We start from the raw sequence: 25,281 nt of genomic DNA on the forward strand, positions 1-25,281 counted from the left end.
CCCTCACCCTAGCCCTCTCCCGCATGCGGGAGAGGGGACAACGCGCGCCGTTGTCGCGGTCAATTCGCCACCACCTGGAAGCGCCCACCCGCCGAGCGCGAGAACACGCGGCGGTCGTACATCGCCTCGCCGTACGCCGCCGGCACCACGTAGTCGCCCACGTTGGTGGCGCGCGCCTTGTACGTCACCTCCAGCAGCTCCTTGCCGACGCCGCCGTAGAACACCACGCGGTCCTCGCGGATGTCGGCGTACTGCACCTGCCACGAGCCGCCACCGCCCAGGCGCTTCTTCCAGATCGGCGCATCGGCATGGGTGTCGTCGTCGTCGCCCACGGCCTGCAGCACCGGCTCCAGGCCGCCGGGCAGCACGTCGACCAGCGCCACGTCGTTGACCTGCGCGCGCTCCAGGCTGCGCACGCGCACCCGCACCGTGACCTCGTCACCCAGCTTCACCTTGGTGACCGGGTTGCCCTTGGCGTCGAGCACCTCGTGGAAGATTTCCATGCCCTGGTTCACCGGCGTGGCGGGCACGTTGCGCTCGAAGCCCTGCTCGGCCCAGCTGTAGTAGAGGTTGAAGTCGCTGTCGTTCGACAGCTTCAGCTTCGCCGTGCCGGCGGGCACCGCGGCGCGCGTGATGGGGTTCACCGCACCCAGCGCCAGCGCCGCGGCCTGGCCCTGCGCATCGATGGCGCTCGCGGTGAGCTTGCCTTCGGCGTTCTGCCCCACGGCCTCGAAGTACGAGTCCACCGCCAGCAGCATCGAGGCCGACGACAGGCTGTTGTACCAACCGTCGCGCACCATCGCGGCCATGCCTTCCCACACGGCGGGCTTCAGCGTCTTCAGCCGCGCCGGAAAGTGCCGGCCCACCAGGTGCAGCGTCATGCTGTCGTGCACCAGCGGGTCGTAGTACGCGCCCCACACGTTGTGGCGCTGCTTTTTCTCGGTGCGCGCGAGCAGGTCGTTCCACACCGGGTCGAGCAACTCGCCGGCCACCTGCTCCTGCTTCACGAGCTGGTAGCTCGCGGCGAGGTACACGGCGCCCAGGTCGTCGTTCCACCCCTGCGTCTTCTTGCCGCGCCAGGCTTCGCGCAGGTTGGCCAGCGCGGCCGGCGCGATGATGCCCTGGCGCGTCAGCAGGTAGGCCGCCTGCGTGCGCTGGCGCCAGCCGTCGAGCGAGGTGTCGCCGCTGCCGAGCCAGCCCTGCAGGTAGGTGTTGGCCTTCTGCAGCAGGTCTTGCGGCACGGGCAGCTTGTGGTCCTTGGCCTCGACCAGCAGGTGCACCGCGTACAGCGTGGCGAAGGCGTCGGTGCCCGCGCCGGGCCACAGCGAGAAGCCGCCGTCGGCCGTCTGCCGCGCGCGCAGCTGCACCAGGTAGCGCTCGAAGGTCTTGCGCGCCTCGGGCATCGGGCCCTGCTCGGGCGTGCGGCCGCGCGCCATTTCCTTCACCAGCTCGGGCCGGCCCGACAGCAGCACCGCCGGAAAGGTCTGGCTCGTGATCTGCTCGGTGCAGCCGTGCGGGTAGGCCTCCAGGTACTGCATGAGCCCGGTCGCGAAGGCCCAGGGCGCGGCCGACACGGCCACGTCGCTCTGGCGGAAGTTCGGGTACAGATCGGCCTTGCTGCTCAGCTCGCCGGCGCGCTGGAAGCTGCCCGCCTGCACCAGCGTGACGAAGGGCGACGCGGGCCGCACGCTGACCTCGGTCGACAGGCGCGCGCTGAAGGTCTTGTGCGTCGATGTGAACACCAGCGCCGAAGAACCCAGCACCGCCTGCGCGCCCGGCTTGGCGCGCACGTTGAACCTGGTGCTGGCCTCGCCGCGCTCGTTGACCTTCAGCGTCTGCGTGGCGTCGCCCACCACCTCGAGCCCGCCCGAGGCGGGGAGCGTGAGCGTGAGAGTGATAGGCGCTTCCTTGCCCGAGCCCGCGATGTTGTTCGCCAGCCCCACGCCCACTTCCACCGTGTCGCCCGGCGCCATGGCCAGCGGTGCGTTCGGCAGGATCACCATGTCGCCGCGCACCACGGTGCGCGTGCTCTTGGCGGCGGTGGTCTCGTCGTTGATGGCCACGGCCATCACGCGCAGGCTGCCGTTGAAGCTCTCGGGCACGGTGTAGCTGAACTCGCGGCTGCCGTTCACGTCCACCAGGCCCGACCAGTAGGCCACCGGCTTGTCGCGCTTGCGCTTGAACGGGTTCAGGTGCTTGCCGAGTTCGCCCTCGCCGTCGCCGCCGGGTGCCGCGCCCTGCATGAGCTTCTTGAACTCCGGCAGGATCAGGTCGAGCGTCTGCAGCGTGCCCACCTCGAGCGCGCGCTTCTGGAAGAAGTGCTTCAGCGGGTCGGGCGTCTTGTAGCGCGCCACCTGCAGGATGCCCTCGTCCACCGCGAACACCACGGCGCGCGTGGGCTTGTCGCTGGTGAGCTTCATCTTCACGGTCTGCCCCGGCTTCACCAGCTCGCTGCTCGTGAGCTGCAGGTTGGCGGTGCGCTTGGTCAGCGCGGTGGCGAAGGGCACGATGCCGTACGACAGCGGGCTCATGTACACCTCGTCGGACGACGGGTCGCGCACGAAGTGCACGTTGATGTAGCCGGTGCCCTCGAAGTCCTTGGGCAAGACGATCTTCTGCACCGAGGCGGTCTTGTCGGTCTTGAACCATGCGTGCGCGTAGACCTTGTCGCGCTCGATGGTGATGAGGCCCGCGCCCACGTAAGGGGCACGGATGCTCACCGCGATCTCCTGGCCCGGCTCGTAGTCCTTGCGGTCGAGCGTGAGCTGCAGCTCGGCGTTGCGGTCGAGCGAGCGCGACACGTTGGCGTTGCCCGCCACGCTGTACTCCACGCGGTTGAGCTCCTGGCCCTGCGCGTTGCGCACCACGTACGCGAAGTTGCCGGGCGCGCCGGTGTCCAGCGCCACCGTGTTGCCGGCCGCGGCAATGGCGAAGGGCTTCTCGTCGAGCACCACTTCCTTCTTGCGCGACTCGTAGCGGTACAGCCCGTTGTCCTGCTTCACGAGCACCGACAGCACCTTGCGCTCCACGCGCTCGAGCTTCAGCTCGGCCACGGCCGTCTTCTTCGCCTGCGGGTCGATGGCGATCACGGAGGCGTTGCGCGCGGCGCCCTTGCTCACGTAGCTGGTGTCGCCGTCGGTCTTCACGCCCACCAGGTAGGGCATGTCGCTCACCAGCGTCTGCGCCTCGGCCGACACGCTGCGCCCGCCCTCGGGCTCGAAGGCCTTGGCCAGCACGTGCACCTGGTAGGTGGCGGCGTCGAAGCGCGACAGGCGCAGGTCGAACTCGGCCTTGCCCTCGGCGCCGGTCTGCACGCTGCCCAGGTCGTCGACCTGCTTGTCGGCGGCGCGCTGCGGGTCGAAGAAGGCGTAGTCGGTGAACGCGCGGAACACCGGGAAGCCGGGGCTCAGCGTGAGCGTGCCTTCCACCTTGCGGTCGGGCGCGGGCGTGCCGAAGAGGTTCTGTACATCGACGAAGGCCTTCAGGTCCTTCGGCTTGACCCAGCCTTCGGCCGCCTCGCTGCTGAGCTTGGCGGTCACCTTGGTGCGGTCGGGCAGAAACTCCTGCACCTTCACGGTGGTGCTGCCGATGAGCAGCCCTTCCACCTCGGGCGTGCCGGGCGAGGACTCGCGCGGCAGGTAGAGGTTGACGGTGTAGTTGCCAGTGGGCGAGCTGTCTTGCGTGGTGTGCGCGATTTCAGCCGCGCCGCCGGGGCCGAGCTTGAGCTTTTCGCGGCGCACGCTGAGGCCGCGCGCATCGATGATCTCGGCTTCCAGCGGCAGGTCGCGCAGCGAGGTGCCCCAGTTGCCGGCCTTGACCATCATCGCGATGTGCATGGTGTCGCCGGGGCGGTAGATGCCGCGGTCGCTGAACACGTAGGCCGTCATCTGGTTGGGCACGCCCGCCGCGCGCAGGCCGCCCACGTCGAAGCGCGAGATGTCCAGCGTGCGGTCGCTGCGGTTGAAGGGCAGGAAGCTCAGGTCGCCTTCCTTGCGCACCACCAGCACCACGGGCGTCTTCTCGCGCTGGTAGCCGGCCAGGTTGGGCAGCCTGGCGGCGCCGGTGGCGTCGGTGCTCTGCGACGCGACGATCATGCCGTTGCGGCCCCACACCTCCACCAGCGCACCGGCCACGGGCTGGCCGCTGGCAATGCTCTGCACGAACACGTCGCGCGTGCCGTCGAGCGACTTCTTGGCGACGATGCCCAGGTCGGTGACGAGCACCAGGCGCTGGTCGAGCTGCTGCTCGGGGTTGCCGGCTTCGCTGTTGCTGTCGCTGCCGTCTTCGCTCTCGGAAGACTCGGAAGACTCGGAAGACTGTTCTTCCTGCTGCGCGCCTTCGGCCTGGGCATCGCCGTCGCCTTCGGGCTTCTTCTTCTTGGCGGCGGGGTCGTAGCCCTGCACCTTCAGCAGGAACACGCCGCGCCGGTCGGCCACGTCGTTGCGCAGGTACTCCGCGAAATCGACGGTCTCGTAGTGCGCCTTGCCGGCGGGAATGCTCAGCGGAATGTCCTTCTGGAAGCGGTCGACCAGGTTGTCCGATGTGAGGCCGCCGTAGAACTGCGGGTGCGAGAAGTCGCCGTTGGTCTGCGTGACCAGGTGCTGCAGCTGCTGCGGCAGCAGGCGGCCGATTTCGAGGCGAATGCCCGGCAGGTCGCGCACCAGGATCGGCAGCTTGCGCTCGCCCGAGAGCGCGAGCAGCGAGCCCTGGCTCATGATGCTGAGCTCGGGCGCGAAGGTCTTGAGCAGGCGCACGTCCTGGCGCGCCGCCCCCAGCTGGTAGCCGCCGGGCGTCTTCAGGCCCTTGGCGATGCGCACCAGCAGGTAGCGCCCGCCCTCGGCCTGGGGCATGCGAAAGCTGACCATGTCGGTCACTTCGCGTTCGCTGGCAATGGGCTGCAGGTTGATCTTCTTCGCGCGGCGCAGCACGGCGTCGGTCACCTTGGAGGGGTCGGCCGACCAGTCGAACTTTTCTTCGTTGTCGTCCTTGTTGCCCTTGGCTTCTTCGGTGGCGGGCAGCAGCCAGGCCTGCACCACGCGCGCCATTTCGCGCTCGTGCACGGGCATGGAGGCGGTGACGTGCATCACGTGTTCGGGCTCGCCGTTTTCGCCAGTGACGATGGTGGGGTCGATGCTGGAAATGCTCAGGCTGTAGAGGCCGGGAATGTCGACGGCGCGCGAAGCGTCGCCGCGCTGGGCGAGGCCGCCCTTTTGCGCGACGGTGCCGGCCGTGAGGCTCAGCACGACGGGGCGCGTTTTTTCGGGAACGGGCAGCGGCTCGGACTGCACGGTGGCGTTCAGGCGCAGCTTGTCGTAGCTGACGGTGAACTTCTCGCTCGCGCACTTGCCCACGCTGAAGAACGAGGTGCCGCACGCCTGGTCGTAGGTGAGCACCAGGCGCTTCTCGAACTCGGCGGTGTTCACGGGGTGCGAGAAGCGCACCTGGAAAAGGGCGCGCCGCACGTTGGCCTGCACCGGGTCCTGGTAGAACTCGGCGGCGGCGATCTGCGCGGTGAACTCGGGCGACGTGAACTCGTATTTGCGCTGCGCCAGCTCGATGTGCGGCGCGAGCGCGTTGCCGGCCAGCTGCACCTTGTAGGGCTGGCCGACGGGCCAGTCCTGCGCGGGCAGGAACTCGAGGCGGTTCTGCCTGGCCCAGGTCCAGCGGCCTGCAATGGCAGGCTCGATGGCGACGCCGGTCGCTTCCTGGCCGATGCGCGCAATGGGCGCCACGGAGGCGGAGAAGTTGACGACGAAGGGGTTGGGTCCCTTGTCGAATTCGATCTGCGTGCGCTGCGGCGGCTCGGTCTTCGCGGTGGCGACCACGGGCTCGACGCGGTCAGGCGTCAGCCCGTGCCACCACTTCAGCACATGGGGGCTGGCCAGCCAGCCGGCGAGCAGCAGCAACAGCAGCAACACGAGCCAGGCCAGGCGTTGCTGGAGCCACTGCAGCCCGAGCAGCACGAACGCACCCGCGATGCGCAGCCACCCCGGCGGTCGCCATGACCCGATGAGCCCGCGGGCCACCGGACGCAGAAAGCCGAGCACGCGGCCCAGTCCGGTAAAGAGCACGTCACTGAGCGACGCTAGTTTTCTGTTGGCGACTCGAAGCATGGAAGCCTCCGCTGTTTTTGTTGGCGTTGGGGAGTGTGCTCAGGGCTTGTGAAGCGATGGCGCCGTGTGTGAAGTCTTCGTGAAAATCGCACGAGCCTTCGGGGTTGGTGCACAGACCGCCGGCGTGATCGCGCCCTGAACGCAGCGCCCGCCCCATCTCAAAACGACAGCTGCGGCTTGTTCACCATCAGATAGAACACGACGACCATCGCCACGAACGCCGGGTAGCCGAGCAACTCCCAATAGCGCTGGTAGCGCGCGTAGAGCGGCGGCAGCGGCGTGGCGTCACGGTGCGCCTGCGCCGCGAGGGCGGCCATGCGAACCTGGAGCCACACCACCGGCAGCCAGCAGATGCCCGCGAACACGAACAACAGCAACGACAACGCAAGCCACGGCGTGGACATCGGCCAGCCCGCCATGTGCGCCAGCGCGAAACCCGTGGCCGGTTGAAGGATGACGGTGGGCGTGGTGAACCACCAGTCGGCGCGCACCACCAGCCGGCTGACCACCGCCTGCGCAGGCACGCTGCCGCTGCGGTTGGTGAAGAACATGTAGAACGCCGACCCCAGCCCCGTGCCGACCATCAACACGCTGGAAACGATGTGCAGCCACTTCAAGACAAGGTAGGTGTTCATGGAGTCGCGCGGCGGTACAGGTGCCAGAGCAGGGCGGCGATGGGAATGTTCTTGAGCAACGGGCCCAGAGGGTGAAGCCACAGGCCGGGCTGCAGCACCGTTGCCACGGCGGTCATGCCGAGCATCAGGGCGAAGGCCGCGGCATAGCTTGCGCGGCCGGGCCAGCGCCACAGCGCGATGCCGACGGCCAGGTCCGCCGCCGAGCCGCCGACGATCAGGCCCTGCACCCACCATTCTGGTGAGGCGATGCCGGCGGCGGCCAGCACGTCGCGGCTCTGGCCGTTGCGCTCGACCAGGCTGGCCACGGCGGTGAACAACCACACCGCCACGAGACTGAAGCGCAGCGGGCGGGTGTCGTCACCGGGGGCCGTCATGCGGCGTCATGCCCTTGCTGCGTGCTCTGCGTGCGCTGCCACTCGACGACCTCCTGCGCGTGCGCGGCCAGGAACGCGCGCATGCGCATGAAGCGCCGCTGCGTCTGCCGCGCGAACACCCACGCGACCACCGGCTCCAGCAGCCCGCGCAGCACCTTCGGGCCGGCCTCGATGGTGTAGACGTAGATCAGCACCGACTGGCCGGGCTGCGTGTCGCGGTGTCGCATCGACGCGGCCCAGCGGCTGAAGGGAAAGGACTGGCCGACCATCGACGCCGCCGCCACGTGCGGCCGGTCGAAGGTGACGAAGCGGGTGCGCATCGAGAGGCCGCGCAGCAAGCCGCCGCCGGTGTTCTCGGTCTCTGCGCCGACGAAGGGGCAGGGCGCGCCGCCCACCACGCGGGCGCTGCCGACCAGCGAGTCCCAGCGCGCGCGCCACACGTGATAGTGGAAGGCGTCGAACACCACGTCGGCCGGGGCCGGCATGTCGAACTCAAAACGCCGGTGCGCCATGGCCCTGTGCGTCGGTTGCGGCTTCGTCGACGATGTCGGTCACCATGCCCCAGCGCGCGAACTCGGGCTCGAACTCGTGCAGCGTCAACAGGCCGGCGCAGGCATGCGCGCCACGGGGCAACGCGTCGCCTCGCGCGAGGCGGCGCGCCAGCAGGATGGCGGCCATGCAGGGAATCTCGGGCCCGTGGTTGTCGTCGGCCGCGATGTGCCAGGCGCGCCGCGCCGGCTTGCCCTGCGCATCCGTGCCCTCCACGCGCACGACCATGCCGCCGAGCGCGCTGCCCATGGCATCGAACACGCGGCCGGCCGAATGCAGCAGCGGCGCCAGCTTGTGCGGCGCGGGCAGCAAGCCCGCGCGGCGCAGGAAGGCCATGAACGCGAAGGCGTGCTGCGCCAGCCCCACTTCGAGCGCGGCGCGGAACATGACCGACTGCACGCCGGCATAGCGCGCGGGAAAAAGCTCCAGGTCGGGGATGTCGCACAGCGCGCCGCGGCGCGGCTTCATGCGCGCGAACTCGACCCTGGTGGGGTTCGCCCAGCCGAGCTGCTCGACCCACCGCCCGCCTTGCCACACGCGCACCGGCTCGCCGCAGTAGGCGAGCACGCCGGCCAGCGTGGCCTCGCCGCGCGGCGCGCCCTGCGCGGGGGCGATGCAGATGTCGATGCTGCGAACCGCTTGCCAACCTGCGGTGAGGTGGTCGACCACCGCCGACGACAACGCGGGCACGGTGCTCGCACCGCTCACGGCCGTGCGGCCCGCGGTGCGAAAGATGCCGTCGAGCGCCGCCGGAAAGTCGCAGACGAAGCGCCGGCCATCGGCCAGGTCGATGCAGTGCGCGCCCGCCTCGGCCACGGCCTGCGGCACGCGGTAGTCCTGGCCCTGGAACGGGCCGGCGGTGTGGATCACGAGCTCGGCGCCGAGTTGGCGCAGCGTGTCGGCGAAGCCGTGCGCCTGCACGTCGACACGCACGCCGCGTGCATTGCGAGGGTTGCGAGCGTTGCCGCCCAGCGTCTCAGCGAAGGCCGCCGCGCGTTGCGCATCGCGGCCCGCCACCAGCAGTTCGATGTGCGGGTCCGCGGCCAGCGCGCGGCAGATGCGGGCACCGAAGTTGCCGTAGCCGCCGAGCACCAGCGTCTTCATGCGAGCGCGGCCCCCGCCACGTGCCCGCGCGTGAACGCCTCTTCGAAGATCGAGTAGCCCGACCAGTCGGCGTGCGCGAACGACAGCCGGCCCGCGACGACGCTGCCGCGGTGCGCGTCGTCGGGCGCGCTGCGCTGCGGGCCGATCCGCGCGAGCAGGCCGGGGTGCGGAATGGACATGGCGTGGCCGTAGCGCGTGATGTCGATGCGCGTGGCCAGCGAAGGCAGGTCGGGGTGCGGCACCGACAGCTCGGCCAGCAGGTCGTCGCGCCAGCCGGTCCAGGGGCGCTCCAGCAGCAGCTTGCGGCCGTCGCCCGTGTCGTAGCCGCTGGCGCCCAGCGGGCGGTACCAGCTCAGCACGGTGCCGCGCGGCGTGGGGTCCAGTGCCTGGTGGCGCGCGTCGACATAGCCCAGGCCCTTGGTGCCGTAGATCACGTTGTCCCAGCTGGGCGCCGCGCCGTGGCGGTCGGCCAGCGGCCCGCGCAGGTGGATGTTGGCGACCAGCCAGGGCGCGTAGCGCACATGGGCAGCGGCGTTCTTCAGCACCTCGGGCGGGTTCTCGACCACGCGCGCGGCGATGAACACGGGCAGCGCGACGATGCAGCGCTCGGCCTGCCAGCGCACCATCGACTGGCTGGCCGCGTCCCACGCATCGACCTCGACGCCGCCGCGCACGTCGGCGATGCGCGTGACGACCTGGCCGGTGCGCAGCCGCTCGCCGAGCGGGCGGGCCAGCTGCTTGGTGAGCCAGCCGTTGCCTTCGGGCCAGGTGAGGATGCCGTCGCGCTCGGGGTTGGCGTCGTTGGCGCTGCCGGTCGGGTCGCCGGGCGCGTGGAAGCCGTGCCGGCTCGCGAAGTAGTGAATGCCGGCCCAGGCCGACACCTGCGCGATGCCCGCGCCGTAGTCGTCGCGGCAGCAGTAGTCGAGGTACCAGCGCAACTGCGCGTCGCTGAAGCCTTCGCTGTCGAGCCAGCTGGCGAAGGGGATGGCGTCGAGCGCCAGCAGCTCGGGCGTGAGCGCGACCTTGAGCGTGGGAATGGCGAAATGCGCCGCGTGCTGCAGCGCGTCGATGCGCTGCGAGAACTTGCGGTACTGCGCCAGCGTGCTGTCGGTCACGCCGTGCACGGGCAGCAGGCCGTCCTGCCATTCGCCGTGGAAGAACAGGCGCTCCTGCGGGCTGTGGCAGAGCGTGACCTCGTCGTATTCCCAGCGGCCGGCCACGCGGCGGCGCAGGCCGAGTTCTTCGAGCAGGTCCTGCACCTCGCGCGCGTCGTCGCCGGGCACCGGCAGGTAGTGCGCGCCCAGCGGGCAGGCAATGCCGTTGACCATGCCGCCGCGCGCGTTGCCGCCGGCCGAGTCTTCGAGTTCGAGCAGCGCGAAGTCGTCGATGCCCGCCAGCCGCAGCGCGCGCGCTGCGGCAAGGCCGGCGACACCGCCGCCGGCGATGACGACGCGCGTGCGCTTCACGACGGCGGGCGCCTGGCGCTTGAGCGCGCCGTCGCGCATGGCGTGGCCGCGCATGACGTCGATGCCGGTGAAACCGCCCTCGATGGGCGCGGGCGGCGCCTCGCAGCCCGCGAGCGCCAAGGCGCCCGCTGCGGCTCCCAGGAAACCACGACGCCTCATGGCACCTGCTTTCGTCGAGGAACACCGCGGAACCGGCTTTGCCGGGCCGCAGGTGTTGCCCCCGGTAGGGGGTTGGCGAAGCGACACGAAGTGCGCGCAGCCTGGGGGCGAGTCATATCAATGCGCCATGACCTTGCCCCACTCCTGTTCGTAAGTGGTGACGAGGATCTGGTTCGACAGGCGGTTCACTTCCGTCGGCACGCGCGCCATGTCGAGCGGAAAGTCGAACATCAGCGGCAGCGTGGAAGGCGACAGGAAGCGCAGGCCCGCGGGCAGCGCATCGGGCATGCGGTACGGCCGGCGGCTCGCGATGATGTAGCCCCACTCGCCGAAGCTGGGCACGTGCGCGTGGTACGGCGTGGCGGTGAGCCCGACCGACTCGATGGTGCTCGCCACGGTCCAGTAGCTCTTGCGCGCCACCAGCGGCGAGGTGGTCTGGATCACCGCGTAGCCGCTGGCCGACAGGCGCTTTTCGAGCAGCGCGTAGAAGCTGTTGGTGTAGAGCTTGCCGATGGCGAAGTTGGTCGGGTCCGGAAAGTCGACCACGATCACGTCGTAGGTATCACCCGGCTGCTGCAGCCACTGGAAGGCGTCGGTGTTCACGATCTTCACCTTGGGCGACGACAGCGAATGGCCGTTGAGCGCGGCCAGCGTCTCGTGCGTGGTGAAGAGCTGGGTCATGTTCGGGTCGAGCTCCACCAGCGTGACCGATTCGACCGAGGGGTACTTCAATATCTCGCGCACCGCCATGCCATCGCCGCCGCCGAGCACGGCGACCTTCTTCGGCGCGCCCTGCGCGGCCATTACCGGGTGCACCAGCGCCTCGTGATAACGGTACTCGTCGCGCTCGGCGAACTGCAGGTTGCCGTTCAGGAACAGCCGGTGCCCGAGCAGCCCGCGCGTGACCACGATGCGCTGGTAGGGCGAGGTGGCGCTGAACACGATGTGGTCCTGGTAGAACTTGTCTTCCGCCAGCGTGGTGATGTGGTCGGCCCACACGAAGGCCGCCAGCAGCGCGGCCAGCGCGAGAAAGCAGGCCACCGCGTGCGCGCCGATGCGGCGCAGCTCGTGCCGGAACAGCCACAGCGCCCACACGGCCACGGCCGCGTTCATGAAGCCGAACAGCAGGCCGGTGCGGATCATGCCGAGCTGCGGCACCAAAATGAGCGGAAACGCCACCGACACCGCGAGCGCGCCGAGGTAGTCGAAGGTGAGCACCTGCGACACCAGGTTCTTGAGCACGATGTTGCGCTTCAGGATGCGCATGACCAGCGGAATTTCGAGCCCCACCAGCGTGCCCACGACCATCACCAGGCCGTACAGCAGCAGGCGGAAGGCGCTGGGCACGTAGGCGTTGGCCAGGAACAGGATGGCCGGCAGCGCGCCGCCAATGAGCGCCACCATCAGCTCGATGCGCAGGAAGTGCGCGGGCAGCTGGCGGTCGAAATAGCGCGAGAGCCACGAGCCCACGCCCATGGCGAACAGGTAGGTGCCGATGATGGTGCTGAACTGCAGCACCGAGTCGCCGAGCAGGTAGCTGCTCAGCGCGGCCGCGCTCAGTTCGTAGACGAGGCCGCAGGCCGCGACGACGAACACGCTGGCGAGCAGCGCGATCTCCACGGGTTGCGGCCCCCGCGCATCCGGGGTGCGCGCGGGCAGGGCCGCGTCGCTCAATGGATTGCTGCGGCCACGATGATGCTGATGCCCAGGCTCATCGCGGCAACCACCAGCCCCAGCGCCACGTTCTGCTTCTCGACGATCTCGCCCCACAGGTCGTAGGGCGTGATCTTGTCGATGATCAGGAAGCAGAGCCAGAAGATGATCACGCCGATCAGCGCGTACACGAGCGATCCGAGGACCACGCCCGGTTTCAGCCATTCAAATCCCATGGGGACCTCCAGTCGTAGTAGTAAGGGTCATCGCACACCGCGTGCGCATCTTCGCCGTCATTTGTGGCCGCCGCCACTCGAATAACCGCCATAGGAGCCGCCCGAGCTGCGCGAGCCGCCCGACGACCCGCTGCTGCAGGTGCTCAGGATGATCAGCACGATGATGATCACCACGATGATCAGGATGATCGTGCCGCAGCCCATGCCCGAGGCGGCGCTCACGGGCAGCGCGTCGGCGCGCTTGAACATGTCCTTCTTGGCGTCGAGCTTGAAGGCGGTGGCCACCACGCCGCTGTCGAGCTTGATGCCCGAGGACCACGTGAGCTCGTTGGCCGAGCGCTCCATCGACAGCAGCGCGGGGCCGTTGGCGAAGTCGCGGTTGAAGGTCTTCTGGCCGCGCTCCACCTGCCAGTAGAACTCGCCCGCCACGTAGGTGGTCTCGGCGTTGTAGGCGTACTGCTGCTGGTAGCGCTTGCTCAGGTAGGTGGCGGTGCTGCCGTTCTCGGCCATCACCGGCGCGCCGGTGGTCGGCTTGACCAGGCTCCAGCCGTCTTCGGCGTCCACCAGGAAGCTGAAGCCGCGCTTCTTGTTGTAGAGCAGGTACTCGTCCCAGCCGAACATCTCGTCGTCGCCGGGCTCGGTGCCCATGCGGTGCTGGAAGCCCACCACCTGCCACTGCGCGCCCTGCAGCTGGCCCATGGTGCCCAGCGCGATGAGCGGGCGCACGGGCTCGTTCTGCGCGGCGTGCTTCAGCTCACCGCCGATGCCCTGCGACAGGTCGATGATGCTGTTGCACGAGCGGCAGGTGATGCTCTTGCTGTCGGCCAGGTTGACGGTGACGGGCGAGCCGCAGTTCGGGCAGTTGAAGCTGCGGCCGGTCTCGTTCTTGGCGGAATCCTCGCGCAGGCCGGTGAGCTGCAGGTCCTCGAGCTGCACCGAGCGCCCGAGGTAGGCGGCGGGCGGCGCGGTGCCGTAGTCGAGGCTGAGCACCAGCCCCTTGTCGTTGCGCAGCTCGACCATCGCGAACGGCTTGCCGAGCTCGGGCAGGTGCGGCAGCTCGCCCTGCGCGGAGGTCAGCGCCACCTGTTCGTTGGAGGTGACGGTGTAGCTCTGGCCCGCGAAGGCGGTGGTGGCGCCCACGCGCAGCTCGCCGAAGGGCGGCGCGGCGCGCTGGATGTCGAACGGCAGCGCGAACACGTAGGCGCCGTTGTCCTCGCTGAGCACGCCGGTGCGATCGCCGTCGAGCGCGGCGATCCACTCGGTCCAGCGGCCGCCGGGGTAGGTGTACTGCAGCCGGCCGATCAGCGTGAACGGCTTGTCCTGGATGCGGCCCGCGGCGAACAGCTGCAGCGGGCTGAAATCGTCGAACAGCTCGGCCATCTTGCCGGTGCGCGCCAGCGTGTCGCCCTGGCGCACGACGGTGCTCTGGCAGTAGGGGCAGACCGCGTGCGTCGATTGCGCCGAGCGGAATTCGACCGGCGCGCCGCAGCCGGGGCAGGGCGCGCGGTAGTAGCGTTGGTTGCCGGTTTCCTCAGCCATGGCGCGCTGACGGAGATACGGCGAACGGGGCGGGGAATGCCACGGGTCCGGCTACGCCGGGCCGCGGGCATCGCCCCCTGCAAGGGGGGAGTGGAAGCGACACGAAGTGCGCGAAGCCTGGGGGTTAGACCAGCTTCTTGAGCAACTCGACCTTTTTGGCGTCGAACTCTTCCTGCGTGAGGATGCCCTTGGTCTTCAGCTCGCCGAGCTTCTCGAGCGTGGTCATCACGTCGGTGGGGCTCACCACGGCCACGGCGGGTTGCTGCTGCGTGGCCGCGGCGGCGGCCGCCGCGTTGGGGCTCAGGCCCTGCGCGAGGTTCTGCGCCAGCACCTGGCCGAGCGCCACGCCGGCGCCCAGGCCCATCGCGTCGCCGGCTATGCCGCCGCCGTTGGCCGCGCCTTCGGCGAACTTCGGAATGGCCTGCGCCGTCTGGTACTGCATGAACTTGCCCATGTCGTTGCCGACCATGCCCATGCCGATCTTCTGGTCGAGGATCTTCTGCAGCTCCTCGGGCAGGGACACGTTCTGCACCGTGATGTTCTCGAGCTTGATGCCGATCTTCTCGAACTCGGGCACCAGCTGCGCGGCGAGCGCCTGCGCGAACTGGATCTGGTTGGCCGCCAGGTCGAGGAAGGGCACGCCGCTGGACGCGATGGCGTTGCTGATGTTCTGCAGCACCAGCCCGCGCAGCTGGCCGTCGAGGTCGGCCACGCTGTAGATGTCGCGGGTGCCGGAGATTTCGGTGTGGAACAGCTTGGCGTCGCCGATGCGGAAGCTGTAGTTGCCGAAGGCCCGCAGGCGCACGGCGCCGAAGTCCTTGTCGCGGATGGTGATCGGCTGGGGCGTGCCCCACTTCTGGTCGACCTGCTGGCGGGTGCTGAAGAAGTAGACGTCGCTCTTGAAGGGGGACTCGAAGAGCTTGTCCCAGTTCTTCAGGTACGTGAGCACGGGCAGCGTCTGCGTCGTGAGCTTGTACATGCCGGGGCCGAACACGTCGGCCACCTTGCCTTCGTTGACGAAGACCGCCACCTGCGATTCGCGAACGGTGAGCGAGGCGCCGTTCTGGATTTCCATCTCCGCCATCGGGAAGCGCCAGGCCAGCGTGCCATCGCCGGTCTCCGTCCACTGGATGATGTCGATGAACTGTTTCTTGATGAAATCCATCAGCGCCATGGTCGCTCCTCTCGGTGTTATCAGGGTGTTTTCAGGTTTTTGCCCGAACTGTGCATATTGCCACAGCGACTTGACGGCGTAACCCGTGCATTTGGTCATGTACACCCCCTGGCCATGCGGCGTATGGCCTCTGCCCGGGCCTCGCGGAGCGAGGTCTACAATCGGCGCCCCCAGAAGAAGCGCCACCAGGAGCTACAGGCACATGTCCGATTCGACCCCTTCGACCCCCTCGACCTCGACTCCCACGCCCGAAGACAAACGCGCCGAGTTGCGCCGTGCCGCCCTCGAGTACCACGAGTTTCCCGTCCCCGGCAAGATCGCCATCGCGGCGACCAAGCAGATGGTCAACCAGCGCGACCTGTCGCTGGCCTACTCGCCCGGCGTGGCCGCGCCCTGCGAAGAGATTGTCAAGGACCCGCTGAACGCCTTCAAGTACACCTCGCGCGGCAACCTGGTGGGCGTCATCAGCAACGGCACCGCGGTGCTCGGGCTGGGCGACATCGGCGCGCTGGCGTCCAAGCCGGTGATGGAAGGCAAGGGCGTTCTCTTCAAGAAGTTCGCCGGCGTCGACGTGTTCGACATCGAGATCGACGAGAAGGACCCGGTCAAGCTGGTCGAGATCATCGCGTCGCTGGAGCCGACCTTCGGCGCCATCAACCTGGAAGACATCAAGGCACCCGACTGCTTCTACGTGGAGCGCGAGCTGCGCAAGCGCATGAAGATCCCGGTGTTCCACGACGACCAGCACGGCACCGCCATCACGGTGGCCGCCGCCATGGTCAACGGCCTGAAGGTGGCCGGCAAGAACATCGGCGAGGTCAAGCTGGTGACCTCGGGCGCGGGCGCCGCGGCGCTGGCCTGCCTGAACCTGCTGCTGAAGGTGGGCCTGAAGCGCGAGAACGTGTTCGTCACCGACCTGGCCGGCGTGGTCTACGAAGGCCGCGAAGAGCTGATGGACGACGACAAGCGCCAGTACATGCAGAAGACCGACATGCGCAAGCTGTCGGAAGTCATCGTGGGCGCCGACGTGTTCCTGGGCCTGTCGGCCGGCGGCGTGCTGAAGGCCGACATGGTCGCCAGGATGGCGCCCAAGCCGGTGATCTTCGCGCTGGCCAACCCGAACCCCGAGATCGCCCCCGAAGACGCGCACGCCGTGCGCCCCGACGTGATCATGGCCACGGGCCGCACCGACTACCCGAACCAGGTCAACAACGTCCTGTGCTTCCCGTACATCTTCCGCGGCGCGCTCGACTCGGGCGCGACCACCATCACCGACGAGATGGAAATTGCCGCGGTGCACGCCATTGCCGACCTGGCGCAGGCCGAGCAGAGCGAGCGCGTGGCCGCCGCCTACGTCGGTGAAAAGCTGTCCTTCGGCCCCGAATACCTGATTCCGAAGCCCTTCGATCCTCGCCTGATGATGAAGATCGCGCCGGCCGTGGCCAAGGCCGCGGAGGAAAGCGGCGTGGCGATGCGCCCGATCAAGGACATGGACGCCTACCGCGACAAGCTGCAGAGCTTCGTCTACGCGTCGGGCACCACGATGAAACCCATCTTCGACGCGGCCAAGCGCTCGCCGAAGAAGCGGGTGGCGTACAGCGAGGGCGAGGAAGAGCGCGTGCTGCGCGCCGCGCAGATCGTGGTCGACGAGGGCCTGGCCCGCCCGACGCTGATCGGCCGCCCGGCCATCATTGCCCAGCGCATCGAGAAGTTCGGCCTGCGCCTGAAGGAAGAGCTCGACTACGACGTGGTCAACGTCGAGCAGGACCACCGCTACCGCGACTTCTGGCAGACCTACCACCGCATGACCGAGCGCAAGGGCATCACCACCCAGGTCGCGAAGATCGAGATGCGCCGCCGCCTCACGCTGATCGGCGCGATGCTGCTGCACAAGGACGAGGTCGACGGCATGATCTGCGGCACCTGGGGCACCACGCTGATCCACCTGCACTACATCGACCAGGTCATCGGCAAGCGCCCCGGCGGCTGCGCGAGCACCCCGCAGGACGTGCCGGTGTACGCCTGCATGAACGGCCTGCTGCTGCCCGACCGCCAGGTGTTCCTGGTGGACACGCACGTCAACTACGACCCGTCTCCCGAGGAGCTGGCCGAGATCACGACCATGGCGGCCGAGGAAATGATGCGCTTCGGCCTGAAGCCGAAGGCCGCGCTGCTGTCGCACTCCAACTTCGGCACCAGCAACGAGCCCAGCGCCATCAAGATGCGCAAGACGCTCGACTTGCTGCGCGTGCAGGCTCCCTGGCTCGAAGTGGACGGCGAAATGCACGGCGACGTGGCGCTCGACAGCAAGCAGCGCGCGGTCGTCATGCCGCACAGCGCGCTGGCGGGCGACGCCAATCTGTTGGTTTTTCCGAACATCGACGCGGCCAATATTTCGTACAACCTGCTGAAGACGGCGGCGGGCGGCAACATCGCGATCGGCCCGGTTCTGCTCGGCGCGGCCAAACCTGTGCACATTCTCACGGCCAGCGCGACTGTTCGACGCATCGTCAACATGACAGCCTTGACAGTGGCCGACGCAAACGCCGAGAGATAAGCACTTTGGCGAGAGTGGTTGCCAACTTAAAACACCATTCGAAGCCCTTGCGACTGCTCAAACTTTGAGCAGTCGCTTGCTATTTTCTCCAGCGTGGTGCACACTCGCGGGCTTGAATTTGCGGGTTAACCCCGAGGTTGATCGCCAATTCACCCCCCCGCTCTTTTCTTGTGGTGCCCCATGGCGGCTTACGCCTCGATCACGTCTTCTGTCACTAAGTTCGCGCTCACCGGCCTGATGCTGGCGGCGCTGACGACGGGGGCCGAGGCCCGCGGCTGGTTCGGCGCAGGAAAAACGTCCACTGAAGGAACGATTGCACTGTCCGACCTGCCGACGCAGGGCCAGCGTACCTACAGGGCCATCCTCGACGGCGGCCCTTTCAAGTACGACAAGGACGGCACGGTCTTCGGCAATCGCGAACGTCTTTTGCCGCCGGCACGGCGGGGCCACTACCGCGAGTACACGGTGACGACACCCGGCTCGCGCAATCGTGGTGCACAACGGATCGTTTGCGGTGGCGAACAACGCACCACACCCGAGGCCTGCTGGTACACGGCGGACCACTATGCGAGTTTCAGACGGATTGCGCCATGAGCGATGACAACGACCTGGGTGGCGCTCCGAAGCGCCCCGAAGAAATGATGATGACTATGGAAAGACCAGCGGAGATGACCTTATCCCTTCGTGCCGTACGCCCGAACATCGTGCAATCGATCCGCGCGTTCCGCGTGAACGACCTGCAGGACGCTGCCAACGCAGCCGGCCAGCACTTCCTGTACGCCAACCTGGGCAACGCCCAGACCAAGCAGGACGTGCTCGACCTGATCGCGCAGCAGTTCACGTTCCCGGCCCACTTCGGGAAGAACTTCGACGCGCTGTACGACTGCATGACCGACCCGTTGCATAAATCGGGCCCGCAGCCAGGTTTCGTCATCGTGCTGGAGCAGATTCCGGCCAACGCCAAGTTCGACAAGGAAGCGCGCGAGCAACTGCTCGACATCTTCCGCGACGCCTCGGACTACTGGGGCGACCGCAAGGTCCCGTTCCGGTGCTTCTATTCTTTTCTGTAGCCCGTTCTGCATCTACCAGCCAAGCAGAACGGGCGAACGAGGCTCAGCCCAAAGCTGAAAACCTCGATGGCAGCATCGAAGTGACCGATACCGCAGCAGCAGCAACCACCGCCAGCACCGAGCCGGCCGGCGAAAAAATGCCGACCGACAAGCTCGTCGACGTGTCGCCGCTGGCACTGCGCATGAGCAGCCCGTTCAACGCGGGTTATTGGCTCGCAGCGGCTTAAACGTCGTCCATTCAGAAAGTGCGCCAGGGACGATCCCAGCGCACATTAAAAAGCCCGTCTGTGACGGGCTTTTTTCATGGGGCCACGGTTTGCGCCAAAGCCACATATTCCGCGACCGGCACCTCCTCGGCCCGGCGCTGGGTATCGAACTCGCCGCTGAACCCATGTTCCTGCAGCCACTTGCCCAGCGTGTGGCGCAGCAGCTTGCGCCGCTGGCTGAAGGCGACCTGCACGATCTCGCCGAGCCGCGCGGCGTCCACCGCGGGCGGCGTCGCCAGCGGCACCATGCGCACCACGGCGCTGTCCACGCGCGGGGGCGGGTCGAAGCTCTCGGGCGGCACGAACAGCACGTTCTGCATGTCGTAGCGCCACTGCAGCATCACGCTCAGGCGGCTGTAGTCGGAGGTGGCGGGCCTGGCCACCATGCGGTCGATCACCTCTTTCTGCAGCATGAAGTGCTGGTCGGCCACCAGGTGGGCCGAGCCCAGCAGGTGGAAGAGGATGGGCGTGGAGATGTTGTAGGGCAGGTTGCCCACCACGCGCAGCGGCTTGCCGGGGAAGCGGTCCGCGAGCGCGGCGAAGTCGACCTTGAGCACATCGGACTCGATCACGTCGAGCTGCGCATGGTCGCGCAGCCGCTTGGCCAGGTCGCGGTCGAGCTCGATCACGGTGAGCCGGCCGAGCCGCTCCACCAGCGGCTGCGTGAGCGCGGCGAGCCCCGGGCCGATCTCGACCATGGCATCGCCGGGCTGCGGGGCGATCTCCCGCACGATCGCATCGATGATTCCGCCGTCGGACAGAAAGTGCTGCCCGAACCGCTTCCTGGCGATATGTGCCATCGAATCAGGACTGCGGCGGTTCGCGGAATTCGACGTAGGCGCGCGCGCGCACCTCTTGCATCCAGGTGCTCAGCGCTTCCTCGATGCGCTGTTCGCGCAGCGCGGCGCGTGCGGCTTCGCGCTGCTCGCCTTGGCTCAGCTTGGCCTCGCGGCGCCCGATCACCTGGATCAGGTGCACGCCGAAGCGCGACACCACGGGGTCGCTGATCTGGCCCGGGGCGAGCCGGTCCATGGCTTCCTCGAACTCGGGCACGAACTGACCGGGGCGCGACCAGCCGAGGTCGCCACCCGCCTTGGCGCTGGCGTCCTGCGAGTTGTCGCGCGCCAGGCCGGCGAAATCGGCCGAGCCGGCCTGCACGCGGCGCTTGAACTCGGCCAGCTGCGCAACGGCCTGCGCCGTGGTGCGCTTCGGGTCGTTCAGCAGCAGGATGTGGCGCACCTGCGTCTGCGTGACGGTGGCGTCGCCCGAACCCACGGTGGCCTTGGCCACGACCTTGAGCACGTGGAAGCCGGCGCTGGAGCGCACCGGGCCGGCAATGCCGTTCACCGGTGTCGACTGCGTGGCCTCGACGAACAGCGACGGATAGCGGTCGGCGCTGCGCATGCCGATGGCGCCGCCATTGGCGCGGTCGGGCGAATCGGAGTTGTCCTGCACCAGCTTGGCGAAGTCTTCGCCGGCGCGTGCGCGCTGGGCCAGGCCCTGGGCCTTCTGCTGCGCGGTGGCAATCTGCGCGTCGGTGGCGTTCTCGGGCACCGCGACCAAGATTTGCGCGAGGTTCAGGTTTTCGAGCGCGGCGTTCTTCACCGACACGTTGCGCTGGTCGCGCAGGTACTCGTCGGCCTCGACGTCGCTGACCTTCACCTTCGACTCGACCTCGCGGTCGCGCAGGCGCGTGAGCAGCAGCTGGTCGCGCAGGTCGTTTCGGAAGTCCTGCTGCGCGATGCCTTCGGCGGCCACGCGGCGGCGCAGCTCGGCCAGGCTGATGTCGTTCTGGCGCGCCACAGTCTGCTCGGCCTGGTCGATCGCCACGTCGTCGACCTTGATGCCGCCTTCCTTGGCGAGCTGCAGCTGCGCACGCTCGGAAACCAGGCGTTCGAGCACGAGGCGCGTGAGTTCGTTGCGCGGCACGCGCTGGGCGTCGGGGTTTTCCTTCAGCAGGCGCTCCACGCGGGTGACCACCTCGGTGTTGGTGATGGGCTCGGAGTTGACCAGCGCGACGATGAATTCGGCCGAGCGCTGCACCGGCGCCGCGCTGGGCGCGCTCGGCGCGGGGCGAGCCGCGGGCGGGCCGAGGCGCGGGCCTGCGCGCATGATGTCCGTGATGCCGCCGCCCGAGCGGAAGCCCTGGGCGCCCGACGTTGCAGCCATGGCCGCGAGGCAGCCGAGGGTGATGATGGAACGGATGTTTTTCATGGCTAGCTCAGTCAGTCGACTCAGTCGTAATTGGTGAAGCGGCTCGGTGCCTCGCCCGGTTGGCGCAGGGGCTCGTAGCGCTGGATGTTCTGCCGCAGCGCCTGCATCGGGCTGGAGCCGATGCTGGAGAAGCCGACGAATTCGAGCTGGAACATGATGCGGGTGTTGGCCGTCACCAGGCCCGTGGTGATGCGCTGCAGCACCACGCGCCCGATCCAGCAGCAGCCGTCGTACTCGAAGCCGAGCACGCCGTCGGTCAGCTTCTTGTCCTGCAGGCTGTAGTTGAGGCGGCCCACCGCGTACCAGCGTCCGCCGCCCTGGCCCTTGCCGGGGCCGAGGTTCTTGCCCTTGTCGCCCCACAGATCGTTGATGGGCCATTGCCAGCCCACGTCGAACGACTTGTTGCCGTCGGTCGCGGTGGGGGTGGAGGGTGCCTGGTAGCGGAACGCCGCGCTCAGGTTGTGGTACGGCTCGGGGTTGTAGCGCGCGCTGACGGCCGAGCGCTCCGACTTGCGCGTGTCGGGGTTGTACTGCACCACCGTGTCCAGGCTCCACTTGGGCGTCCAGTTGATCTGGGCGCCCAGCAGCAGGTCGCTCGCGCGGTCGGTCACCGGGGTGCCGCCGGGCAGCGTGACCTTCTGGTCGGCGAAGCGCAGGCGCTGCGCAATGCCGAAGCGCGCCGCCTCGACGCCGGTGGCCGGATCGATCAGGCGCGAGGTCACGCCGAGCGTGAGGGCGTTGGTGTCGGAGACGCGGTCGCCGCCGGAGAACGCGTTCTCGGTGTAGATGGTCGCGAAGCTGAAGTCGTTGGCCGCCGAGTCGTAGTTCGGCAGCATGCTCTGGTTGCGGTACGGCGTGTACACGTAGTACGCGCGCGGCTCCAGGGTCTGGCGGAAGGCGCGGCCGAAGTAGTTGGCGTCGCGCTCGAAGATCAGGCCGCTGTCCAGGCTGAACGTGGGCACCGTCCGGTTGCTGGAGGTCGGCAGGAAATACAGCGAGGCCGGGTTGTAGGGAATGCCGCCGATGTACTGCGTGCCGTTGACGTTGAGAACCGGCAGGTTCGCCTGCGGCACGTAGTAGTTGTACGAAGCCGTGTTCAGCATCAGCTTCGGAATGACGAACGAGCTGGGCGTGATGAACGGCCGGCTGATCGACGCGATGGCCGAGGCCCGGTCGCCGTCGGGCTGCGACTGCTGGTTGAAGTCGAAGCCGGGCTGCCCGCTCAGGATGGTGTTCACGCGAAAGCGCGTGTAATCCAGGTTGAGCGACACGTCGAAGCCGTGCCAGTCGTACTTGTTGTAGTTCGCCGTGATCTGCGGCATGCGGTCGTACGCGGGCACGATCGGCGACAGGTTGTACTGCAGGTTCTGGTACTTGAGCGTGCGGACCATGCCGTTCCAGTCGCCCTTGCTCCAGTTGAGCGACGCGTCGTTCGGCAGCTGGCGCTGCGCGAGCGAAGGCGTGCGGGTGAAGTCGCGCCAGTAGTCGTTGTCGCTCACCCGGTTGATCGCGATGTTGGCCGACAGCGAGTCCAGGCCGAACGCCTTGGCGTCGAAGTCCTGGTGGTGCGTCAGCCACAGGCCCCAGCGCTTGCTGCTGCTGGGCGCGCTGGTCAGGTCCTTGGCCTGGATTTCTCCGTTCGCGAGCTGCTGCAGCTGGCTGGTGCGCAGCTCGTTGTAGCGCTGGCCCACGAGGCGGTCGCTGCCCATCAGGTCGAGGCGAACGGTGCCGTTGTATTCCTTTTCGAGGTAACGGAACTCGTTGCTCAGGTTGAGCCCGCGCTTGCTCATGAGCGTGGGCGTGATGGTGGCGTCGCGGTTGGGCGCGATGTTCCAGTAGTACGGCTGCGCGATCTCGATGCCGTTGGTGTTGTCGATGCCGACCGTGGGCGGCAGCAGGCCGCTCTTGCGGTCGTTCGACAGCGGGAAGCTCACGCTCGGAATGGGCGGCGTGGTGATGCCCATGAAGCTCAGGCGCGCGTTCTTGGCCACGCCTTCGTTTTCTTCGGTGTCGGTGGTGAGCGTGGTCGCGGTCAGCAGCCACGCCGGCATCCAGCCGGGGAAGTCTTCGCGGCGGCAGGTGGTGTAGGTGGCCTGGCGGGCCACCGACACGTTGGCGTCGACGAAGTCGATGCGCTGCGCCTCGCCGTGCGCCTCGTTCGCCAGGAACTGGTAGCGAACGTTGTTGAAGAAGCCCTCGAAGGTCTCGAGCTTGAGCTGCAGCTCGGGGCCTTCGTACACGTTGCCGGCCTGGTTCACGCGCACGTTGCCGGTGGCCTTGGCGAGGTCGTCGGGCTGGTAGTACTCGAGCCGGTCGGCGGTGATGGACACCGGCCCGCGGCGCAGCGTGGCGTTGCCCTCGACCACGGTGTCGAGGTCGGGGCGACCGGAGATGCGGTCGCCGGTGACCAGGCTGGGCAGCTGGCCGCGCTCGGCGGGTGGCACCACCTCGGTGAGCAGCGGCGTGCGCTTGAGGGTGAGCGGCGCATCGACGCCAACGGCGGTCTGCGAGGACGCGCCGACGGCGGTCTGCGAGGACGCGCCGACGGCGGTCTGCGAGGACGCGCCGGCGGCGGGCTGCGCGGACACGCCAGGCACGGTCTGCGCGGACGCGCCGTGCGCGTGCATCAGGGCCAGCGACAGCAGCGCCAACGGCAGTGGCGGGCTGGAACGCCGCACGGCGGCACCTCGAACGCGTCGGCTCATCAAGCCTCCCGCCCGGCCGTTCCGAGAAAAGCAGGCGACTCCCCGGGGGTAAGCAGCGAGCGCACAAGGTGCCAAGCGTGAAGGCGTTGGGTCGTAGGCATCGGTTCGGAACGAAAGATTCGTCGGGGGACGGCGCGGCAAGCCGGCGGGTTGCAGGGGCCGGCGGCGACCCGGCTCGGCCGGAAGCCGGCCGCGAGGGGTTGCCGCGCCAGGCGGATTTGTAGAATCGATTATCCATGACAGCACCCTCGCCCCCGGCCTCATTGGCCCCTAACTCGGTCCAGGCCTCGGCCCCGGGCTCCGCTCCGAGCCCCACCCCGCACCCCACCGAGGCCTTTGCCGAGCCGATCCCCTGGACCGATCCGCAGCGCGCCGACGTGTTCCGGGCCTGGCTGGCGGGCATCGCGCAGGCCCAGCGGCTGCTGCCCGACACGGTGCGGCTCGCCTCGGCCGACGCGAGCTTCAGGCGCTACTTTCGCGTCGACACCACCGACCCGGCCGCCCCCACCCGCATCGTGATGGACGCCCCGCCGGACAAGGAAAACAGCGAGCCCTTCGTGCAAGTGGCCCAGCTGATGGCCGAGGCCGGCGTGCTGGCCCCCCAGGTGCTCGACTGGGATCGCGCCAACGGCTTCCTGCTGCTCGACGACCTGGGCCGCCAGACCATGCTGGACGTGCTCGACCCGGCCCGCCCCGACGCCAGCCGCCCGCTCTACGACCAGGCCATCGACGCGCTCATCAAGTGGCAGCTGTCGTCCAGGCCCGGCGTGCTGCCGCCCTACGACCGCGCGCTGCTCGAGCGCGAGCTGGCGCTGTTCCCCGAGTGGTACATCGGCCGGCACCGCGGCGTGGCCGTCGAGGGCAAGTTGAAGGAACGGCTGGAGCGCAGCTTCAAGCTCATCGTCGACAGCAACCTGGCCTCGCCCAGCGTGTACGTGCATCGCGACTTCATGCCGCGCAACCTGATGGTGAGTGGGGGCCCCGCGCTGGGCGTGCTCGACTTCCAGGACGCCGTGTACGGCCCCATCACGTACGACATCGCCAGCCTGATGCGCGACGCCTTCCTGAGCTGGGACGAGGAGTTCGTGCTCGACATCACCATCCGCTACTGGACCGCGGCACGCAAGGCCGGCCTGCCGGTCGACGAGGACTTCGGCGCCTTCTACCGCTCGGTCGAGTGGATGGGCCTGCAGCGCCACCTGAAGGTGGCCGGCATCTTCGCGCGGCTCACGCTGCGCGACGGCAAGCCCAAGTACCTGGCCGACACGCCGCGCTTCATCGCCTACATCCGCGCCACCGCCGGGCGCTACATGGAGCTGACGCCGCTGGTGCGCGTGATAGACGAGGTCGAGGGCACTTCGGCGCTCACCGGCTTTGCCTACGGCCGGGTGTGATGCCCGTGATGCCCACGATGCCCGCCATGCCCGCCGAACGCGCCCCCAGCGGGCGCCTTTCGCTACATATTCA

18 protein-coding genes are annotated in these 25,281 nt (G+C 68.3%); 5 read left to right on the forward strand and 13 right to left on the reverse strand.

Going from position 1 to position 25,281, the window contains the following annotated elements; translation table 11 throughout:
* Positions 1 to 59 precede the first annotated feature (59 nt).
* From AB6807_RS10910 to AB6807_RS10955, 10 genes are all read right to left on the reverse strand, one after another.
* On the reverse strand, positions 60 to 6,071 hold the full coding sequence (locus tag AB6807_RS10910; protein WP_371084546.1) for an alpha-2-macroglobulin: 6,012 nt from the start codon (positions 6,069 to 6,071) through the stop codon (positions 60 to 62).
* A gap of 200 nt (positions 6,072 to 6,271) precedes the next feature.
* Positions 6,272 to 6,748 carry a DUF2269 domain-containing protein gene (locus AB6807_RS10915; RefSeq protein WP_116911678.1) on the reverse strand — a complete coding sequence of 159 codons (477 nt, stop codon included), beginning with the start codon at positions 6,746 to 6,748 and terminating at the stop codon, positions 6,272 to 6,274.
* Positions 6,745 to 7,122 (reverse strand): DoxX-like family protein, encoded by a 378-nt coding sequence (locus AB6807_RS10920; RefSeq protein ID WP_371084547.1) that lies wholly within the window; start codon positions 7,120 to 7,122, stop codon positions 6,745 to 6,747. Before AB6807_RS10920 ends, AB6807_RS10915 begins: the two co-directional genes overlap by 4 nt.
* Positions 7,119 to 7,607 carry a hypothetical protein gene (locus AB6807_RS10925; RefSeq protein ID WP_371084548.1) on the reverse strand — a complete coding sequence of 163 codons (489 nt, stop codon included), beginning with the start codon at positions 7,605 to 7,607 and terminating at the stop codon, positions 7,119 to 7,121. The genes AB6807_RS10920 and AB6807_RS10925 overlap by 4 nt, the downstream gene beginning before the upstream one ends.
* A gap of 7 nt (positions 7,608 to 7,614) precedes the next feature.
* The gene (locus AB6807_RS10930; RefSeq protein WP_371084549.1) at positions 7,615 to 8,775 is read right to left on the reverse strand and encodes a saccharopine dehydrogenase family protein; all 1,161 of its coding nucleotides are present in this window, start codon (positions 8,773 to 8,775) and stop codon (positions 7,615 to 7,617) included.
* Positions 8,772 to 10,400, reverse strand: coding sequence for an FAD-dependent oxidoreductase (locus AB6807_RS10935; RefSeq protein ID WP_371084550.1), 1,629 nt, complete (start codon positions 10,398 to 10,400; stop codon positions 8,772 to 8,774). The genes AB6807_RS10930 and AB6807_RS10935 overlap by 4 nt, the downstream gene beginning before the upstream one ends.
* A 117-nt stretch (positions 10,401 to 10,517) precedes the next feature.
* Positions 10,518 to 12,074 carry a polyamine aminopropyltransferase gene (locus AB6807_RS10940; protein WP_371084551.1) on the reverse strand — a complete coding sequence of 519 codons (1,557 nt, stop codon included), beginning with the start codon at positions 12,072 to 12,074 and terminating at the stop codon, positions 10,518 to 10,520.
* The gene (locus AB6807_RS10945) at positions 12,071 to 12,289 is read right to left on the reverse strand and encodes a DUF350 domain-containing protein (protein WP_093128864.1); all 219 of its coding nucleotides are present in this window, start codon (positions 12,287 to 12,289) and stop codon (positions 12,071 to 12,073) included. The genes AB6807_RS10940 and AB6807_RS10945 overlap by 4 nt, the downstream gene beginning before the upstream one ends.
* Positions 12,290 to 12,346: 57 nt before the next feature.
* Entirely contained in the window at positions 12,347 to 13,828 is a 1,482-nt protein-coding gene (locus tag AB6807_RS10950) for a DUF4178 domain-containing protein (RefSeq protein WP_116911683.1), read from the reverse strand.
* 124 nt (positions 13,829 to 13,952) lie between these two features.
* A complete protein-coding gene (locus tag AB6807_RS10955; RefSeq protein WP_286516866.1) occupies positions 13,953 to 15,002 on the reverse strand; it encodes an SPFH domain-containing protein in 1,050 nt (349 codons plus the stop codon).
* A gap of 202 nt (positions 15,003 to 15,204) precedes the next feature.
* Here AB6807_RS10955 and AB6807_RS10960 point away from each other — a divergent pair, with 202 nt between their 5' ends.
* From AB6807_RS10960 to AB6807_RS10975, 4 genes are all read left to right on the forward strand, one after another.
* The gene (locus AB6807_RS10960; protein ID WP_371084552.1) at positions 15,205 to 17,559 is read left to right on the forward strand and encodes an NADP-dependent malic enzyme; all 2,355 of its coding nucleotides are present in this window, start codon (positions 15,205 to 15,207) and stop codon (positions 17,557 to 17,559) included.
* A 180-nt stretch (positions 17,560 to 17,739) separates the two neighbouring features.
* Positions 17,740 to 18,153 carry a ribonuclease domain-containing protein gene (locus AB6807_RS10965; RefSeq protein WP_371084553.1) on the forward strand — a complete coding sequence of 138 codons (414 nt, stop codon included), beginning with the start codon at positions 17,740 to 17,742 and terminating at the stop codon, positions 18,151 to 18,153.
* Between the two features lie 50 nt (positions 18,154 to 18,203).
* Positions 18,204 to 18,629 carry a barstar family protein gene (locus AB6807_RS10970; RefSeq protein ID WP_086011111.1) on the forward strand — a complete coding sequence of 142 codons (426 nt, stop codon included), beginning with the start codon at positions 18,204 to 18,206 and terminating at the stop codon, positions 18,627 to 18,629.
* A complete protein-coding gene (locus AB6807_RS10975) occupies positions 18,608 to 18,856 on the forward strand; it encodes a hypothetical protein (protein WP_165933353.1) in 249 nt (82 codons plus the stop codon). The genes AB6807_RS10970 and AB6807_RS10975 overlap by 22 nt, the downstream gene beginning before the upstream one ends.
* Before the next feature lie 74 nt (positions 18,857 to 18,930).
* Here AB6807_RS10975 and rsmA read toward each other — a convergent pair whose 3' ends face one another.
* From rsmA to AB6807_RS10990, 3 genes are read right to left on the reverse strand one after another with little or no spacing between them, the layout of a single operon-like run.
* Positions 18,931 to 19,695 (reverse strand): 16S rRNA (adenine(1518)-N(6)/adenine(1519)-N(6))-dimethyltransferase RsmA, encoded by a 765-nt coding sequence (gene rsmA / locus AB6807_RS10980; RefSeq protein WP_371084554.1) that lies wholly within the window; start codon positions 19,693 to 19,695, stop codon positions 18,931 to 18,933.
* 4 nt (positions 19,696 to 19,699) lie between these two features.
* Entirely contained in the window at positions 19,700 to 21,109 is a 1,410-nt protein-coding gene (locus AB6807_RS10985) for a peptidylprolyl isomerase (protein WP_116911688.1), read from the reverse strand.
* 20 nt (positions 21,110 to 21,129) lie between these two features.
* The gene (locus AB6807_RS10990; RefSeq protein ID WP_371084555.1) at positions 21,130 to 23,814 is read right to left on the reverse strand and encodes an LPS-assembly protein LptD; all 2,685 of its coding nucleotides are present in this window, start codon (positions 23,812 to 23,814) and stop codon (positions 21,130 to 21,132) included.
* A gap of 236 nt (positions 23,815 to 24,050) precedes the next feature.
* Between AB6807_RS10990 and AB6807_RS10995 the strand changes: the two genes are divergently transcribed.
* Positions 24,051 to 25,208 (forward strand): aminoglycoside phosphotransferase family protein, encoded by a 1,158-nt coding sequence (locus AB6807_RS10995; protein ID WP_371084556.1) that lies wholly within the window; start codon positions 24,051 to 24,053, stop codon positions 25,206 to 25,208.
* Positions 25,209 to 25,281: the final 73 nt, after the last annotated feature.

Origin of the sequence: Variovorax sp. RCC_210 (assembly GCF_041355175.1) — a bacterium.
Classification (GTDB): domain Bacteria; phylum Pseudomonadota; class Gammaproteobacteria; order Burkholderiales; family Burkholderiaceae_C; genus Variovorax.